The organism is Psychrosphaera haliotis (assembly GCF_039523615.1).
GTDB lineage: Bacteria > Pseudomonadota > Gammaproteobacteria > Enterobacterales > Alteromonadaceae > Psychrosphaera > Psychrosphaera haliotis.
Map to the genome: position 1 here is coordinate 536,468 of NZ_BAAAFQ010000007.1, position 16,074 is coordinate 552,541.

Genomic DNA, 16,074 nt, shown 5'->3' on the forward strand with positions numbered 1-16,074 from the left:
CAAAAATAGAACGATTTATTCATTGGTTTAAATAACCAACTGTTTTGAACAATTAGCACAATATTTTTGGGAGGCATGATGAACATGCTCAAATTATTGCCATTTGCAATAGCTACCGCTGTTGCGAGTGGGCACCTCTTAGCGAATGAACAACAAAATAATAGTCGCTTCGCGTTAGCGGGGTATGGAGACGTAAAATACGAAGACAGTAAATTGAAGGATACAAGTGCATTCAGTGCGCGATTTGTACCTATTTTCTTGTTTAGTCTCAGCGATAAAATGCATATAGAAGCTGAAACTGAAATCTCAGTTGATGAAAACGGGGAAACTGAAGTCGAGCTTGAATACGCTGATATTCATTATTTCCTTTCTGATACAACGACTTTTACCGCAGGTAAATTTCTACTCCCATTCGGCCAGTATGGACCGAATCTACATCCTAGTTGGATAAATCGCTCAGCATTTTCTCCCGGTATTTATGGAGGGTTAGGTGGTCATGGTGGCTATCAACCTATGCAAGGTTTGTTACCCGTGATGAGTGATATTGGTATTGGCATTCAACACATAATTCCTTTGGGTAAAAATCAGAAAATTTTCTTTGATGTATACATGACAAACGGGCTTGCTGCCGAGGCTCCGCATGGCGATGAAGAAGATGCCCATGATGAAGAGCCTGTGCAGGATGAACACGAAGAAGAGGTTGTCGATGAACATGCTGAAGAGGAAGACGAGCATGAAGAAGTTGATGATCACGCTTTGGAACTTCCTGAACTAGCGTTTGAAGCAACGAGTGCGGATAACAACTCTGACAAAGCATTTGGGGGGCGTATTACGTATGCCTTTCTTCCGGGCATTGAGGTTGGCGCTTCCTATTACACGGCAAAATATGATGATGATGAAAAGCTAGGATTTACAGCAACAGGCTTTGATATCAACTGGATTGGTAACCATTACATCGTCAGAGGGGAATACATCAAAACAGAAACCGATGCCTTCGAGGAAGATGAACATGAAGAAAACAAAGTGATCACATTTGATCGCAATGGCTGGTATCTCCAAGCAACCTTTATGGCAGGAAAAATGTTCAATGTATTGCAGGGAACAGATTTCGTCGTTGAATATGCTGAGACCAATAAAATTAACGAAGCAGAGCGTTGGGCTTATGGCATTAATTACTGGTTAGACAGCCGAGCTGTCATTAAGGCGACATATGAAGATACCACCGTTCACGATGGTGAAGATGACAAGCGCTTCGCTATTCAATACAGCTATGGCTTTTAAGGGGGATACTTAGATGAGATCAATTATACAAATATTACTGGTTGTCAGCTTATCTCTTTTGTCTGCTTTTAGCTCTCATGCAGAAGAGAAAATTTCCGGTGCAGAAGTGATCAATAACAATTGTGCAAGATGCCATAACGCTCGCGCTGTTCATGAATTTTCTATTCCCGAATGGAAAGTCATTATGCCGCATATGCGAGAAAAGGCGCATTTAACAGGTAAAGAAACGCAAGCTGTTCTTGAATTTTTGGAACTAACTAGCCAAAGCGTACCTTTGGCAAAAAAAGTAGCGCCAGAAAAGATGAAAGCTCCTGATGGAAAGCAATTGTTTGCTCAATTTGGTTGCCAAGGCTGCCATTCATTGAAAGGTGATGGTGGCACTGTTGGCCCAGCGCTAGATGAAACAATTAAAAACAAAGGGATCGGCTTTTTTATTAAGAAGCTACAAAACCCTCAGTTTAATAACTCATCTTCGCCTATGCCTAAAATGCCGCTAAACGAGCAACAGATAAAAGCGATAGCTGAGTACATTAAATCATAAGGAAGCGCTTGACCTGTGCCTTAGACACAGGTCTAAGCTGTAGGTGAGAGTACAAACTTAGGTGAAAAACTAAGGAGTAAACATGAAAGTAACAGAGCTGGCAAAAAGCCTTGGAACGACTGCTGATACGGTGCGCTATTACACGCGATTGGAACTGTTAAAACCTGCCAAGTCAGTGAATGGCTACAAGTTATACTCGAATAAAGAAGTATCGAGACTTAAATTCATTTTAAGTGCCAGAAACCTTGGTTTTTCCGTTGCAGATATCAAGCAAATTCTTAATGAATCTGAAGATGGTAAAAGTGCATGTCCATTAGTCAGAAGTCTTATTAAAGAGCGGCTTGAAGAGACAGAAAAACAGTTTCAAGCAATGTTGGCACTTCGAGGAAAAATGTCTTCAGCTCTTTCTCAATGGGAAGAAATGGAAGACAAAGCACCGACTGCAAACATGGTTTGTCATCTCATCGAAAATTTTGAACAAATAAAAAAGGCATAGGAGGAAAAATGGTGACTACTAATACAAATATTGAAACCGAATCCGGCTGTTGCTGTCAGTCAAAAGCTCAATCCTCTTCGTGTAAAAGTAAGGAGAATACGTTGGAGAAAGTATCACATAACCAACAGCTCATCATTGAAGGAGCTGGGTGTGCTAGCTGTGTAGGCAAAATTGAAGGGGCGTTAAAGGCAACTTTTGGTGTAGTCAGTGCGGAAATGAATTTTGCTGATAGGACTGTAATAGTTTCTGGGACAGCTAAAACAAAAGAATTGATCAAAGCTGTTGAGTCTGTGGGGTATAACGCGAAGCCAATTGATGATAGCTCTGCAACAGATGCGCTTGACGAGAAAGAAGCGGCTGATTGGGCATATTATAAAAAGCTAATGCGCGATACATTTATTGCCCTTTCACTCGGTGTTCCTTTGATGATCTACAGTATTGTAGTTGGAGAAATGACGGTTGAAACCAACCTTGAACGCATGTCTTGGCTGCTTGTAGGCATTTTAACTTTTGGTGTTATGTATTTTTCAGGTAAGCATTTTTATGTTGGCGCTTGGAAAAGCTTTAAAAATCACTCCGCTAATATGGACACTCTAATAGCTTTAGGAACAGGTACAGCTTGGTTGTATTCGATGGTTGTCGTGTTTGCACCTGACGCCGTTCCATTGATGGCACGGCATGTTTATTTTGAAGCTACCGCCATGATCATTGGCTTAATTGATTTAGGTCTAGCATTAGAAATAAAAGCCAGAGGTAAAACCTCTGAGGCCATTAAACGTCTTATCGGCTTGCAGGCCAAAACGGCAACCGTAGTTCGTGATAACAAAGAGGTTCAGATTGGTATTGAGCAGGTTTTACTGAATGATGTTGTAAAGGTAAAACCGGGCGAAAAAATTCCCGTCGATGGTGTGGTATTGGAAGGCCACACCTCCATTGATGAGTCCATGCTGACAGGCGAACCCATGCCTGTTGAAAAAGCTGAAGAAGATGAGGTTGTCGCTGGTACTTTGAACAAATCAGGCATGATTTTATTTAGAGCGACACGCGTTGGTAAAGACACGGCGCTTGCACAGATCATCAATATGGTCAAACGAGCGCAAAATTCAAAACCGCCGATTGGCCGCTTGGCCGATGTTATTTCAGCTTTTTTCGTTCCTGTTGTCATGATCATCTCTGTGTTAAGTGCGCTAGCATGGCTTAACTTTGGACCTGAGCCTGCAATTGCTTTTGCCATCGTTTCAGCAACTACCGTACTCATTATTGCCTGTCCGTGTGCTTTGGGCTTGGCAACGCCTATGTCTGTTATGGTCGGAGTAGGAAAAGCAGCAGAAGCAGGAGTGCTAATTCGAAACGGTGAAGCACTGCAAACCGCCTCTAAAATCACTGCCATGATTTTAGATAAAACGGGCACTATTACTGAAGGGGCACCTAAGGTAACCGATATTGTTTTGGCAAAAGCTACTGACGAAGAAGGCGTACTACAGCTTGCAGCAAGTTTAGAAAGCGGCTCAGAGCACCCTTTAGCGCAAGCGATTGTTGAAAGTGCGTTAGCGCACGATATTGAGTTACTAAAAATTGAAGCCTTTAACGCCATCACGGGTTTTGGTGTAGAAGCAAACTGCAACAATAAAGCCCTGCTTTTCGGTAACGATAAACTAATGAAGTTAAAAGGCATAGACCTCACTGGCTTTGTTGGAAAAGCCCAGTCTTTAGCAAAAGAAGCTAAAACACCTATGTATTTTGCTGTTGATGGTGAGCTTGCCGCAATAATTGCTGTTGCAGATCCAATCAAGTCTGACTCAATCTCTGCTATCCAACGTCTTCAGGCCAATGGTATACGCGTCATCATGCTAACGGGGGATAACAAGGAAACCGCTGCCGCTGTTGCCAAAAAAGCGGGCATTAGCGAGTTTTTTGCTGAAGTGCTGCCAGAAGACAAAGCCAACAAGGTGAAAGAGCTACAAGGCAGTGGCGAAATCGTTGGTATGACAGGTGATGGCATCAACGATGCTCCGGCGCTAGCGTTAGCTGATGTTGGTTTTGCTATAGGCACAGGTACAGACGTTGCGATTGAAAGCGCAGATATTACCCTGATGCGTGGTTCACTTCATGGCCTTGCTGATGCCATCGCGGTAAGCAAAGCGACTTTACGAAATATCAAACAAAACTTGTTTGGCGCGTTTGTCTATAACGTAGCCGGGATTCCTTTTGCTGCGGGGGTTCTATACCCCTTCTTTGGCATTCTGCTTAGCCCTGTAATTGCTGGTGCTGCAATGGCGTTTTCGTCATTGACCGTAGTGTCAAATGCAAATCGACTTCGCTTTTTTAAAGCCCAAAACTCATAGAAAGTAAGCATTTGGAGAATCACAATGATGATAATTAACTTATTAGGCTTAGTGTTAATTGCAATGATTGTTTGGTGGTTTTGGCTATACAAACCCAATAAAACAATTGTTCAAGATAGTGAAGTACTCATTGAAGTGAGGGATGGCGTGTATTCACCATCCTCAATTCAAGTGTCTGCTAGCCAGCCTGTCACTCTGAAGTTTATGCGCAAAGATCAATCACCCTGCGCTGAAACAATGCTTATTCCATCATTGGAGATAAGTGAGCAGCTTAAATTAAATGAAATTACTCAAATTACCTTATTGAACTTATCACCGGGAGAGCATGAGTTTCATTGTCAGATGCAAATGTATCGCGGTGTCTTAAAAGTCGTTTAGGAGGCCAACATGAAAAATGAGCACCCTAAATTTTGGTTTACACCCACAGGTTGGGCTGCATTGGTGCTTATTGCCGCAGCCACCTATTTTTTAATCTTTGAACATGGACAACATGTTCTGCAATTTCTTCCCTATTTAATTTTGCTGTTATGTCCTTTGATGCATGTATTTATGCATGGCAGTCACGGCAAACATGGTCACGATCATTCACATGCGCCTGATGACAAAAAGGAAGAGAGCTTTCAAGAACTCACGGATAAAAATGAAGCCTATCGCGATGGCTACATACAAGGGTTAGAAGAAGGACGCAAGGAATTGCATAAGAAGGAGAACAGTGATGAATGAGACATATGATTATGGCTTATGGTCAATGGTGATACTGAATTCAGCAATTTTTATCTTTTTTGCCTTTAGTTTTGTAAAACCAAAAACATCAACTGATTGGCGAAGCCTAGGAGCGTTCTCTGCCTTTATTGTTGCCCTATTTACTGAAATGTATGGCTTTCCTTTAACTATCTATTTTTTGTCTGGATGGTTAACTGAAAATTACCCAGAAGTTAACTTCTTTGCGCATGAAAATGGGCACTTATTACATACTTTCTTTGGTTTGGAAGGTGATGCCCATTGGGACCCATTTCATATAGCGAGTATGGTGTTTATTGTGGCAGGTTTCTTTATGTTGTCTTCAGCATGGAACGTATTGCATCACGCGCAAAAACACCATCAATTGGCTACTACAGGATGGTACGCGAGGTGTCGTCACCCACAGTACGTAGCTTTCATTCTAATCATGTTCGGCTTTTTATTGCAGTGGCCGACCATCCCAACACTTGCGATGTTTCCAATCTTAGTCGTTGTTTACGTCAAGCTAGCGAAACGCGAAGAGACACAAGCTATTGCCGAGTTTGGTTCGGAGTACCATAGCTATATGGAATCGACACCAAGTTGGATTCCAAATTTTAATAAGAACATAGAAGGTAAAAATCATGAAAACGTTAACTAAATCAATTTTATTTGTCAGCTCACTATTGGCGGCCACAAGCTTATTTGCTCAAAACAATGAGAATAAACATGAAGGTGCGAACAAATCGGATATGCATCAAGGCATGGCAATGTCGCATGAGAACATGGGAAAAATGCATTCAAAAATGATGGAAATGAAAAAGGAAGTCCATACCATTAAAACTGAAAAAGATCCTGAAAAGCAAAAGCAGATGATGGCTGAACATCACCGCTCAATGATGAAGATGATGCAATCCATGCACAAAAACATGGAAGCAATGCCAATGCATAAGCAAATCAAGATGGCTGAACATCATCTGGAAATGATGGAAAACATGATGCCACAAATGAAATACAAAATGGCAGAAATGAAAGACAAAAAACAACAACACTCGCACTCACATTAGGAGATAAATTATGAGCGATTTAGATCATAGAGTTGGCGTTAGAGAGCAGAATTTAGTTGTTCGAAATTTAAGACTAAGTAATGTCACAGAAGAAAACTGTGACGAGTTAGTAAAAAAAATTGATCAGCTTTTTGGTATAGATGAAGTCAGTTACAACATCAAAGAAGGTGAAATACACCTAGCATATGATGCGGCAAATATAAACCTTGATGGGATTGAGGAAGTTATTCGCAAACATGGTGCCGATGTTCATGATGATTGGTGGACGCACACTAAAGAAAGTTACTACAAATTTGTTGATCAGAATGTTAAAGACAACGCTGCTCATAAACCGTGGAGTTGTCACAAAGTTCCTCCGGGTGCAAGCCGGAAAAATAAGTAAGCTTCCAAAGAGCTTGCTCAGTTAATAAGTTAGATGAGGAAAAAATGATGAAAACATCCAATATGAAAATTCTTTTGCTTGTTGTATTCGGTATCTTTTTAGCAGGCTGTTCGAATACTGCGTTTTATCACAAAAATATGATGAGGGGCCAAGTGGTTGAGCAGTCTACTGATCGAACTCTGATTTGTATTGGTGCCAAACATGGTGCAGAGGTTGGACAAAAATACAGTGTTATTAGATTCCATGAGGAAATTGCGCCGGGTGAAGGTGATGATCCGTACACTATTGAAAAAGTGGGAACGGTACAAATTACTAAAATTGTAAATGATCACTTCGCGACGGTAAAACTAATATCTGGTGACATCGCAGCGAAAGATATGGTGGAACTTGAAGACTAATAAAGTGGTGGCGAAAGCCACCACAAGAGCATAACAATAAAACTTAATGAAAAAACTTTAGTGTTATTTTGTACAACCTTTGAGATTGTTTGCTCAGTTCTGGTTATCTTGATGCCAGTACGACAGAAAAATGTTACATATGAATTAGAAAGGTGTGGGCTGGCATCCTAGGTCTAATCTTAACAGTTAAGGGGCCGCCGAATAGAGCTATACCTTTACATCAGCAGCATAATCAATGCTCCCGCGATCATAAATAAGTTTTCAGATAGCGATACAAATCCAAGTGGCACACTGCTATCGCCGCCTACACAGGCACACTTTAACTGGCGTTTGTCGATGTAAACGGCTTTGAAAACTGAAATTGCTCCAACTGTGCCGATAAACAATGAAAATGGTGCCACTGCGAGAGGCTGTAGTTGGGCAACCATACCAATACCTGCATATGCTTCAATGAAGGGATAAATATAACCATATCTTATCCATCTCATCGCTAGTAAATCATAAGTAATAAACGAATTTGTGAAACTGTATAGGTCTTTCAGTTTTTGCACCGCTAAGAGCGTCATTGAAAAAGCTATAAATAGCATCAGTGTTCTGATGGAGATAAATGAGCCGGAAGCAAAATGTTGAGATGCGACAGCAAGAAGTGCAGCTATCGAGAAAATGGCTACAACGGGCGTGTAGGTTGTGCCAGTTTGACCTGCTTCATCTTTACCAAAATACTCTCTTAAGTCATCGTATCCTCCGACACGCTTTCCTTCAATAAAGGTTTGTGGCGTAGTTTTGACATCATGCTTAGCTTTGAAGTCATCAGCTTGTTGTCTTGACGTGAGCTTATGATCTTCTACATCATACCCTTGCCTCTCCAGCAAATCTTTCGACCTTAAACCATAGGGGCAGATATGTTCGTCAGTGACCATTCTGTACTGGGTAGCTGTCTTAGTCATCTTAGTCTCCTTTGTTCAGTGTGCCTTCAAACTTTGGGAGCGGTCGTTGCTCAGCCTGAGCTTGTGAGCTGACCTTTCCATTTTCAGAAATATCTTTAATCAGCCATTCCATTTCTTTTATTTCTTTTCGTTGGGCTTTAATAATACCATTTGCCAATTCACGCACGCGTACATCCTCCAAAGTTGAATGCTCACTAGTAAGAATAGCAATGGAGTGATGAGGAATCATCGCTTTCATGTAGGCAGTGTCAGAAATTGTGCTTTGAGAGCGAACAAGATAAAGACATATGGCAAACAGTATTGTCGCCAATAGAAAAATAGCCATGTTGAGCTTCTTGTTACTGTACATGCCAAGCATAAAGGCCAGCATGATCATTGCCATACCTGCTCCCATATACAACGCCATATAGATACGCGTTTCACTAAACCATATATGTGATACTGCGTAAGTGTTGAGGTACATCATGACAAACATAGTAATGGTTGAGGTGATGATCATTGCAGCAAATCTTGAGTATTTCATAAGTAATCCTTACATTGATAGTGTAAATATTTCCCACTGTTAGCCTATTATTCTCTACATGTGGTCATGTTCTCGAAAAAGTGCAAGTAATGAGCCAGTATCATTATTATCTTATTGTGAATATGGTTTACCAACACAGAATTGGATTTGCGCCACTGTTAGGCTATATATTGATAATTGGATTTGTTTTAGTTAGAAATGATGATCGTTAGTTACTCTATATCTAACCCAAGCCTTCGGCTTCAAATTTCTATTAGTGGTTTTACCTGCTATGAGGGATTTCATATTGATCGGATTATTGCGATCATCGCAAGTCTGAATTAGGAAAGTATTGGTTAATTCATGCAAACCATAGATAAATCATATTCCGGTTGCTTATCGAGTTATGTGAAGAAACGTTACTGTAGCTATACAAATTGAAAGGGAAATAATTAATAATTTGGATTTAAGTAAATAAGTATTAATATAACTTTTTGACAACGTAGGTGTGGATCTTAGGAAAACGGAAGAAGAAAAAATGGCGCCTTGGTTAGCGGCGATTACAGATTCACTTGAAGTACTTCATAAACAAGATGAAAACCCAAGTTCCAGTCTTAATTACATCATGGAAAAGGCTAATATTCAGTTTAAGTCGGTTAATTTTATGCGTGGCCGAAGTATTCAAAATGCCATTGTATTACTCGACGAATGCCAAAATTTAACCGCATCGCAACTTAAAACCATTATTACTCGTTGCGGAGAGGGCACTAAACTGGTGTGTTCAGGAAATTTGTCACAAATTGATAGTAACTATTTAACTGCGGTCACTTCTGGTTTAACCTATATCGTTGAGAGGTTTAAAGACTTTGAAGGTAGTGCTACTGTTAATTTGAATGGAGTAGTGCGCAGCCGCTTAGCGCAGTTTGCAGAGGAAAACCTTTAGTCTTTAAATCACATGCAGTGATTTTCAAAAGGCATAAATTTGAATCCTTTTATAAAAGGCAAAGTAGATAAAATAGTGATCGCAGGGATTATTCTTGTGATCCTATTTGTTTGCCTTGTTATTTCTCCCTTTTATTTAAAGGAAAGAGAAACCAATCGTGAGCAAGCGTTTGCGAAAGAGAAGTTAAACCTTGAGCTTTTACAGCTTAGAATATCATCAATAAAAACAGTGTTGCACGATACAGCTGAAACACTCGTGGAAGGTTTGGAAAAGCAAAGTAAAGAGTTTTCACCACTAGCGGATTCGACCTCTTCAACCGTTGGGCTAAACGAGAGCGATTTTGGCGAGTTTCAATTGAAACGCTATTCATTACTTTCTACCACAGCCAATAAGCAAACAAGTATTTCCTCTAAAAGCGATTTGCACTATGTGTTGGCGGAGTCTTCTCCATTTTTGTCGACATTCAATGTGCTAAGTAAAAACGACTCTATAGAAGCAATGTATGTTGTTGCTGATATGGGGGAGTACACTTACCAAGTACTACAAAATCAAAATCGTACATTTTCTATTTCGCTACTAGAATGGCTTAGTTTAAATAAAAGCAAATTTAGCGGAAGTGGAAGTATTAGTAATATGGTTATTACTCCTCCGTTAGCCAATCGTAATACGTTAGAAAACTTTGTACTTGTATCACTCCCAGTTACCAACCAAAAACCCGTGTATCTAATAATTGAACTAGATTTGTCGGAGTTGTCTCTTGAGGTGGGCCGTTCGACTAAATACGTATTATGGCAAAAAGAAAACGCTAGGGTGGTGAGTTCAAATATCGAAATTGGTGCAGAAACAACTTCAAATGTTCAAAGCTTTTTACTTTCTAAATATATCCCCAAGCCTTGGCACGATATATTGTTTGCTGGTGAAGCAACAGACAGTATTTACACATCAATTGATAAAAACGAATATGTCATTAAAGTCGCTCACGTTTATAACTCCGACTATTTAGCGTTTTTCTATAAAAATACTCAAAGCATGCAAGCAGCTTTGTGGCAAACCGTGATGATAGAGGGGTTTAAAATAATTGCAGTAGGTGTTGTGGGATTAGCTATATTATACCTATTGGTTTACTACTTATTTGCGAAACCTATTTCCAACTTTCTTAATTTTGTTGAGCAACAAAATAGCCTTTATGAACGTGACTCAACCAAAAAGCCTAAAGGTTGGGAGCCTTGGTTTGAAAAAATCGCCGTTTCCTATGATGACAATCGTAAGTTGTTTAACTCCTTAGTAGCAAAAAATAAGCAACTAGACGATAAAATTAGACGGCGAACACATGAGTTGCAATTACAAACAATATCTAAAGATAGAAACCTTGCCCTAAACAGAGCCATCATCAACTCTATTCCAGATATGATTTATTACAAAAACATTGATGGTAGCTTTGTAGGGTGCAATAAGTCCTTCGAATCTCTATGTGGGATAAATGAAGATCAACTTGTCACGCGGACGGTAGAAGATGTTTTTGAAGAGCGACTAGCTCAAGAATTGTCGAATTTTGATTTTCAGGCCTTACGTTCTAAACGACTGTTTTCGGCAAAGGTATGGCAAAAAGTAGGAGATGAAGATGTGTTCATTAACTGGCTTGTCGCCCCTATTAGTAATAGCGAAGGTGAGGTATTAGGTACGGTAGGTTTAGGCAGGGACATTACGGAGCAGGATGCAAACTTACGACAAATAGAGCAGGCTCGATATGACGCTGAACAGGCAAACTTAGCCAAAAGTGAATTTATTGCCAACATGAGCCATGAAATTCGAACTCCAATGAACGCAATCATTGGTATGCTGGAGTTGCTGAATAATACTGCGCCTACTGCATTGCAATCAACCTACCTTGGTGTGGCCGAATCTTCATCTCGTCACCTTTTACAGGTTATAAACGATATCTTAGACTTTTCTAAAATGAATGCAGGTATGTTGGAACTTACCTATGAAGAAGTTAATTTAAATGATGTTTTAGACATTTCCTTTGCTAATAGCTTAGCTACGGCAATGGAAAAAGACCTAATTTTAGATATCCAGTTGCCCCCAAAATTTCCTGAGCTGTTCAATACCGACAAGATTAGGCTGAGCCAAATATTTACCAATTTAATCAACAACGCGGTTAAGTTCACCAAAGAAGGCCAAGTGCTTTTCAAAGCTAAAGTGCTCGCAGAAAACAATGACGACGTGATGGTAATGTTTACAGTAACCGACACGGGGATTGGAATACCAAAAGACAGACAACGTATTATATTTGATGCCTTTTCCCAGGCTGATACGTCTATTACGAGGCAGTACGGTGGTACTGGTCTTGGTTTAGCTATTGTATTCCAGTTAGTTGAACTAATGAATGGTGAAATAAGGGTCGAAAGTACGGAAGGCAGTGGTACTAGTTTTCATGTTGTATTGCCGCTTCAAAAAATAGCAGAGCAAGCTAAAGTCCATTCTAGTGATAAGCGTTGGGTTGTATTTGCGACTAATCCTATGCTTGAACAGTTTTTATTGAACAAGTTAATTACATTTAATCAAGATGCAAAGGTATTAAATAGAGAACTACCGTCCTCTATGTTAATTGAAGAAAATACGGTTTTAATCTGTCAGCCAGCACTTGTTGAACTGCTCCCTAGCGACTGGAAAGAAGCAATAAAGTCCGGTGAAATTGAGTACCAACCGATAATTTTTAATTTATCTAATTTCACAAAAACTATGTTGGGTGACCTGCCTTACAGGCCTATTTTATCAATGCCATTTAGTACAAGTGCACTTGTAACTAATTTCCATGAAGTAAGCAATGACGAAAAACATCAAAACTTTTGCCAAGGCGCACATATATTAATCGTAGAAGATAACATAGTTAATCAGCAGGTAACTGCTCTAATCCTAGACTCACTTGGTGCAACATATGATATTGCTGATAATGGTTTAGAAGGTTTAAGGAAAGTAAATAAAAATCAGTTTGATGCTGTGCTGGTGGATATTCAAATGCCAGTTATGGATGGCCTTACCTTTGCTAAAAAGGTTCGGGCGCAAAACCGATTTGAAACATTGCCTTTAATTGCGATGACTGCACATACTAGACCAGAAGATCAGCAGCGATCAATTGAGGCCGGTATGTCTCTTCATATCAATAAGCCTATTGAAAGAACTCGATTGGTGAATGCTCTGATGACTTATGTAACATTCGATACCAAAGAGCCCATCCAAGGTGCTAAAGGGTTACAAGAAGTGCAGGCTAGCTTGCCTGCAAAAGTCTTGGATACGGAAAACTTGCTAAAACAAGTTGGTGGTAACTTTGGCTTAATGTTAAAACTTCTTACCTTGTTCAAAGACTCAAAACTTGCAGAGTTAAAAGGTATAAGCACAGAGGTCAATGAGATGGAAAGCGTATTGCTCTTTTCTAAGTTTCATAACGTTGAAGGTATGTTGGCCAATATTAGAGCAAGCGCAAGCGTAATTGCTATTCAACAATTGCGTGCTGCAGTTAAAGCGGAAGAAGAGGAGATGATTCGTCAGTCTGTGATTAACTGGGACAATGCAATCAAAAGGCTAGAGAAAGAAATCTGTTCAATGGTTTCTCAATGAGAACTTAACGGTTTTTTATTAACAACCTAATAGTTTCTTAATAAAAAAACGTTAGTGCTCAATAAAGTTTCTCAATATTATAAATACCTGAATCGATGTAGCGTAAAGAGCTGTCAGCGGCATCAGCAAAAGGTATTAAAGCAGGGCCCACTGGTTCTGTTAGGACGAAGTTTAAGCCATCAACTTCTATTGATTTATCATCGGATAATACGGATACGTTCATGCCAAGGAGTGCATGCTCTGGAAGGTAGATCATCACCATTCTCAACTTCGGGTAAAGTTGTTTCATAATATGAGCAAAAAGAGTTGCTTTGCTATCACAATCTCCTTTGTTGTGATTTAAAACATGAATAGGAGGTAAGTAACCAGCACCATTGCTAGTGGTTCTACTTTCCATTTCGTCATATGGGATTGTTTGTATCCAACTCAATAAAAACTTAGCCATTACGCGGGCAGTTGCATTAGGCATTTTTTCTCTCAATGCTTTTATAATGGGTGCGGTGGCTTCGGTTCCTTCATTAACAAACCGTTGATGATCAGGCTTAAAATGAATTGTGTTACTTTGCTCAGAGCCTATGATGCCATTAAATTCAATATAGTATTCTTGCCTTAAATACTCTTTGAGGGAATCTAAATAAACTTGGTTTAACTTTGCTTCTGTTTTAGCAGGCCATTTAGGGTCTTGGCTTTGCAATGTAAATTCAATGTTAGTTTGAGACGGTAAGATTTTTACTTTACCAGCTCTGGGATCTAGCTCACTAATCGCTATTTTAAGCTGCTTTAAAGAAAACATTCTGAGTAAAGAAGGGCGCAACGCTTTAAAATGACGATACTCATTACTCAGATCTTTTTTTGTAAGTTGGAAAGCAAAGGTTTGTTGCATTTCGTTTTCATCAAGCCAAACATAATTAAACTCAATTGAATTGCCTTGGTTATATTTATTAAAGTTAAGCTGTTTAGCACATAGACTAAAAGAGCTAATGACTAACATGGAGATCAAAAGTTTAAGGGGGAATTTAATACTCACTAATTGTGTCATCAGTAATTTTGACCTTTTGTCATGTAAGCTCTGCTTTATGCGCTTAATTCCGAACCTAGCTCGATACCTAACTATGCTGCTTGAGCAATAGCTAAGAGCTCTTTAGCATTCGCTCTTGTTGTATCAGAAATAATATCGCCACCTAATAATCTTGCTAGCTCATCAACTCTTTCTGTTTCTGTCAATAATGCCATTTTTGTTTCCGTGGCGTTATTAACATTAAACTTGTTTACAAATTGTTGCTGCTGCCCAAAACTCGCTACTTGGGGTAAATGAGTCACACAAATAACTTGTGTGTTTTTACTCAACGATTTCATTAACCGTCCTACAGCAGATGCCGTTGGTCCAGATACACCAACATCAACTTCGTCAAATAATAGCGTTGGGGTAGTTACCTTTTCAGCAATAATAACTTGAATCGCTAGGCTAATACGGCTTAGCTCACCACCGGATGCAACTTTTGCTAGTGGCTGTAATGCTTGCCCTTGGTTTGCGCTTACTAAAAACTCAACTGAATCGAAACCAAACTTGGAGAATGACGAATCATCACTTTTTATTGCAAGTTCAAATTGAGCGCCAGCCATATTTAGGCTTTGCATACTCTTTGTGATTTCAATGGTAAGTTTAGCGGCATTTTTTGTTCGAACTGTAGTTAATTTTTGAGCCAGTTCAAAATATTGTACTTTCGCTTGGTCAATCTCAACTTCGAGTACATCTAGTTTTTCATCCGTTATAGAAAGACTCTCCAACTCTTCGGTTAAAGACTGTAATTTAGCTGGTAAGTCGTTTGGTTCAACTTGATGCTTTCGAGCTAGATCCACTAAAGTAGATAAACGAATTTCTATTTCACTTAAACGTTGAGGGTTAATGTCTAAGTTATCTGAGTAATTTCTTAGTTCCCCCGCACCTTCTTCTAGTTGTATCAAAGCTGTACTTAGCAGTTCAACCGTTTGCGAAAGTTGGTCATCAATAGCCGCTGAGCGGTTTAGAGTAGACATAACGTTTTGCAAAACTGAATAGGCATTACCGTCTTCATTTTCATAAAGAAGATCTAACGCCTGAAGGCTACTAGAAAGTAACTCCTGACCATGGTGTAAACGTTGATGCTCTTTTTCTATTTCCGAATATTCGTCAATAACTAAATTGGCTTCAACAAGTTCATCAACTTGATATTGGAGCAACTGTTTTTGAGCGCTGAATTCTTCTTGTTGTTGTTTTAGAGTTTCTAACTGACGGCTTTTTTCATGCCACTGTTTATAAGCGTAAGACACTTGTTGGGATAACTCAGTAGAACCACCAAACTCATCAAGTAGATTTCGCTGGAAGTCAGGTTTTGTTAGTAAAGTATGTGCATGTTGACCGTGAATACTTACTAACTGGGAACCCAAAGATTTTAATTGAGAGGCTGGTACGGGAGTACCATTAATATAGGCTTTTGAGCGACCCTCTTTAGAGATGACTCTACGAAGTATGCAATCATTATCGCTTAAGAGGTCTTGGTCTTTTAACCATTCTATTGCTAACGGTAGGTTTTCTACATCAAAACTGGCGATAACTTCGGCTTTATCAGCACCAGTTCGTACCATTGATGCATCACTTCTTTCACCAAGTGCTTGCGCTAATGCGTCAATAGCAATTGACTTACCGGCACCTGTTTCACCGGTAATTGTGGTCATAGCTTGATGCCAATTGACTTCGAGTTGACGAACAATGGCAAAATTTTTAATGGCAATAGAAACTAGCATAAATTTATCATTCAATTAAACAACTGTTGTTACATACAGTAATTGGTTTT

Annotated in this window: 15 protein-coding genes and 1 pseudogene; 12 read left to right on the top strand and 4 right to left on the bottom strand. The window is 39.5% G+C overall.

Going from position 1 to position 16,074, the window contains the following annotated elements; all coding sequences use genetic code 11:
• Positions 1-75: 75 nt before the first annotated feature.
• From ABD009_RS11965 to ABD009_RS12010, 10 genes are all read left to right on the top strand, one after another.
• The gene (locus ABD009_RS11965; protein WP_343825670.1) at positions 76-1,281 is read left to right on the top strand and encodes a porin; all 1,206 of its coding nucleotides are present in this window, start codon (positions 76-78) and stop codon (positions 1,279-1,281) included.
• A 13-nt stretch (positions 1,282-1,294) separates the two neighbouring features.
• On the top strand, positions 1,295-1,822 hold the full coding sequence (locus tag ABD009_RS11970) for a c-type cytochrome (RefSeq protein WP_343825672.1): 528 nt from the start codon (positions 1,295-1,297) through the stop codon (positions 1,820-1,822).
• Between the two features lie 82 nt (positions 1,823-1,904).
• Entirely contained in the window at positions 1,905-2,318 is a 414-nt protein-coding gene (locus tag ABD009_RS11975; RefSeq protein WP_343825673.1) for a MerR family transcriptional regulator, read from the top strand.
• 101 nt (positions 2,319-2,419) lie between these two features.
• Positions 2,420-4,663, top strand: coding sequence for a heavy metal translocating P-type ATPase (locus ABD009_RS11980; RefSeq protein WP_343825735.1), 2,244 nt, complete (start codon positions 2,420-2,422; stop codon positions 4,661-4,663).
• Between the two features lie 24 nt (positions 4,664-4,687).
• Entirely contained in the window at positions 4,688-5,041 is a 354-nt protein-coding gene (locus ABD009_RS11985) for a cupredoxin domain-containing protein (RefSeq protein ID WP_029773135.1), read from the top strand.
• Positions 5,042-5,050: 9 nt separating this feature from the next.
• The gene (locus tag ABD009_RS11990) at positions 5,051-5,386 is read left to right on the top strand and encodes a DUF2933 domain-containing protein (protein WP_058405795.1); all 336 of its coding nucleotides are present in this window, start codon (positions 5,051-5,053) and stop codon (positions 5,384-5,386) included.
• Positions 5,379-6,044 (top strand): methyltransferase family protein, encoded by a 666-nt coding sequence (locus ABD009_RS11995; RefSeq protein WP_058405796.1) that lies wholly within the window; start codon positions 5,379-5,381, stop codon positions 6,042-6,044. The genes ABD009_RS11990 and ABD009_RS11995 overlap by 8 nt, the downstream gene beginning before the upstream one ends.
• Positions 6,028-6,450 (top strand): hypothetical protein, encoded by a 423-nt coding sequence (locus tag ABD009_RS12000; RefSeq protein WP_343825679.1) that lies wholly within the window; start codon positions 6,028-6,030, stop codon positions 6,448-6,450. The genes ABD009_RS11995 and ABD009_RS12000 overlap by 17 nt, the downstream gene beginning before the upstream one ends.
• Before the next feature lie 10 nt (positions 6,451-6,460).
• Positions 6,461-6,832: a hypothetical protein gene (locus tag ABD009_RS12005; RefSeq protein ID WP_058405798.1), complete on the top strand. Its 372-nt coding sequence runs from the start codon at positions 6,461-6,463 to the stop codon at positions 6,830-6,832.
• A gap of 47 nt (positions 6,833-6,879) precedes the next feature.
• Positions 6,880-7,230: a hypothetical protein gene (locus ABD009_RS12010; protein ID WP_008128014.1), complete on the top strand. Its 351-nt coding sequence runs from the start codon at positions 6,880-6,882 to the stop codon at positions 7,228-7,230.
• A gap of 215 nt (positions 7,231-7,445) precedes the next feature.
• Here the strand turns inward: ABD009_RS12010 and ABD009_RS12015 are convergent, their stop codons facing one another.
• Both ABD009_RS12015 and ABD009_RS12020 read right to left on the bottom strand, forming a co-directional pair.
• Entirely contained in the window at positions 7,446-8,177 is a 732-nt protein-coding gene (locus ABD009_RS12015) for a MauE/DoxX family redox-associated membrane protein (protein ID WP_343825682.1), read from the bottom strand.
• Between the two features lies 1 nt (position 8,178).
• The gene (locus ABD009_RS12020) at positions 8,179-8,700 is read right to left on the bottom strand and encodes a DUF305 domain-containing protein (RefSeq protein ID WP_008128012.1); all 522 of its coding nucleotides are present in this window, start codon (positions 8,698-8,700) and stop codon (positions 8,179-8,181) included.
• Positions 8,701-9,202: 502 nt separating this feature from the next.
• Between ABD009_RS12020 and ABD009_RS12025 the strand changes: the two are divergent.
• Positions 9,203-9,622: pseudogene (locus tag ABD009_RS12025) on the top strand (PhoH family protein); the annotation flags it as partial.
• 39 nt (positions 9,623-9,661) lie between these two features.
• On the top strand, positions 9,662-13,240 hold the full coding sequence (locus tag ABD009_RS12030; protein ID WP_343825684.1) for an ATP-binding protein: 3,579 nt from the start codon (positions 9,662-9,664) through the stop codon (positions 13,238-13,240).
• A gap of 58 nt (positions 13,241-13,298) precedes the next feature.
• Here the strand turns inward: ABD009_RS12030 and ABD009_RS12035 are convergent, their stop codons facing one another.
• Positions 13,299-14,279, bottom strand: coding sequence for a hypothetical protein (locus tag ABD009_RS12035; RefSeq protein WP_343825686.1), 981 nt, complete (start codon positions 14,277-14,279; stop codon positions 13,299-13,301).
• 71 nt (positions 14,280-14,350) lie between these two features.
• Positions 14,351-16,024: a DNA repair protein RecN gene (gene recN, locus ABD009_RS12040; protein ID WP_343825737.1), complete on the bottom strand. Its 1,674-nt coding sequence runs from the start codon at positions 16,022-16,024 to the stop codon at positions 14,351-14,353.
• Positions 16,025-16,074: the final 50 nt, after the last annotated feature.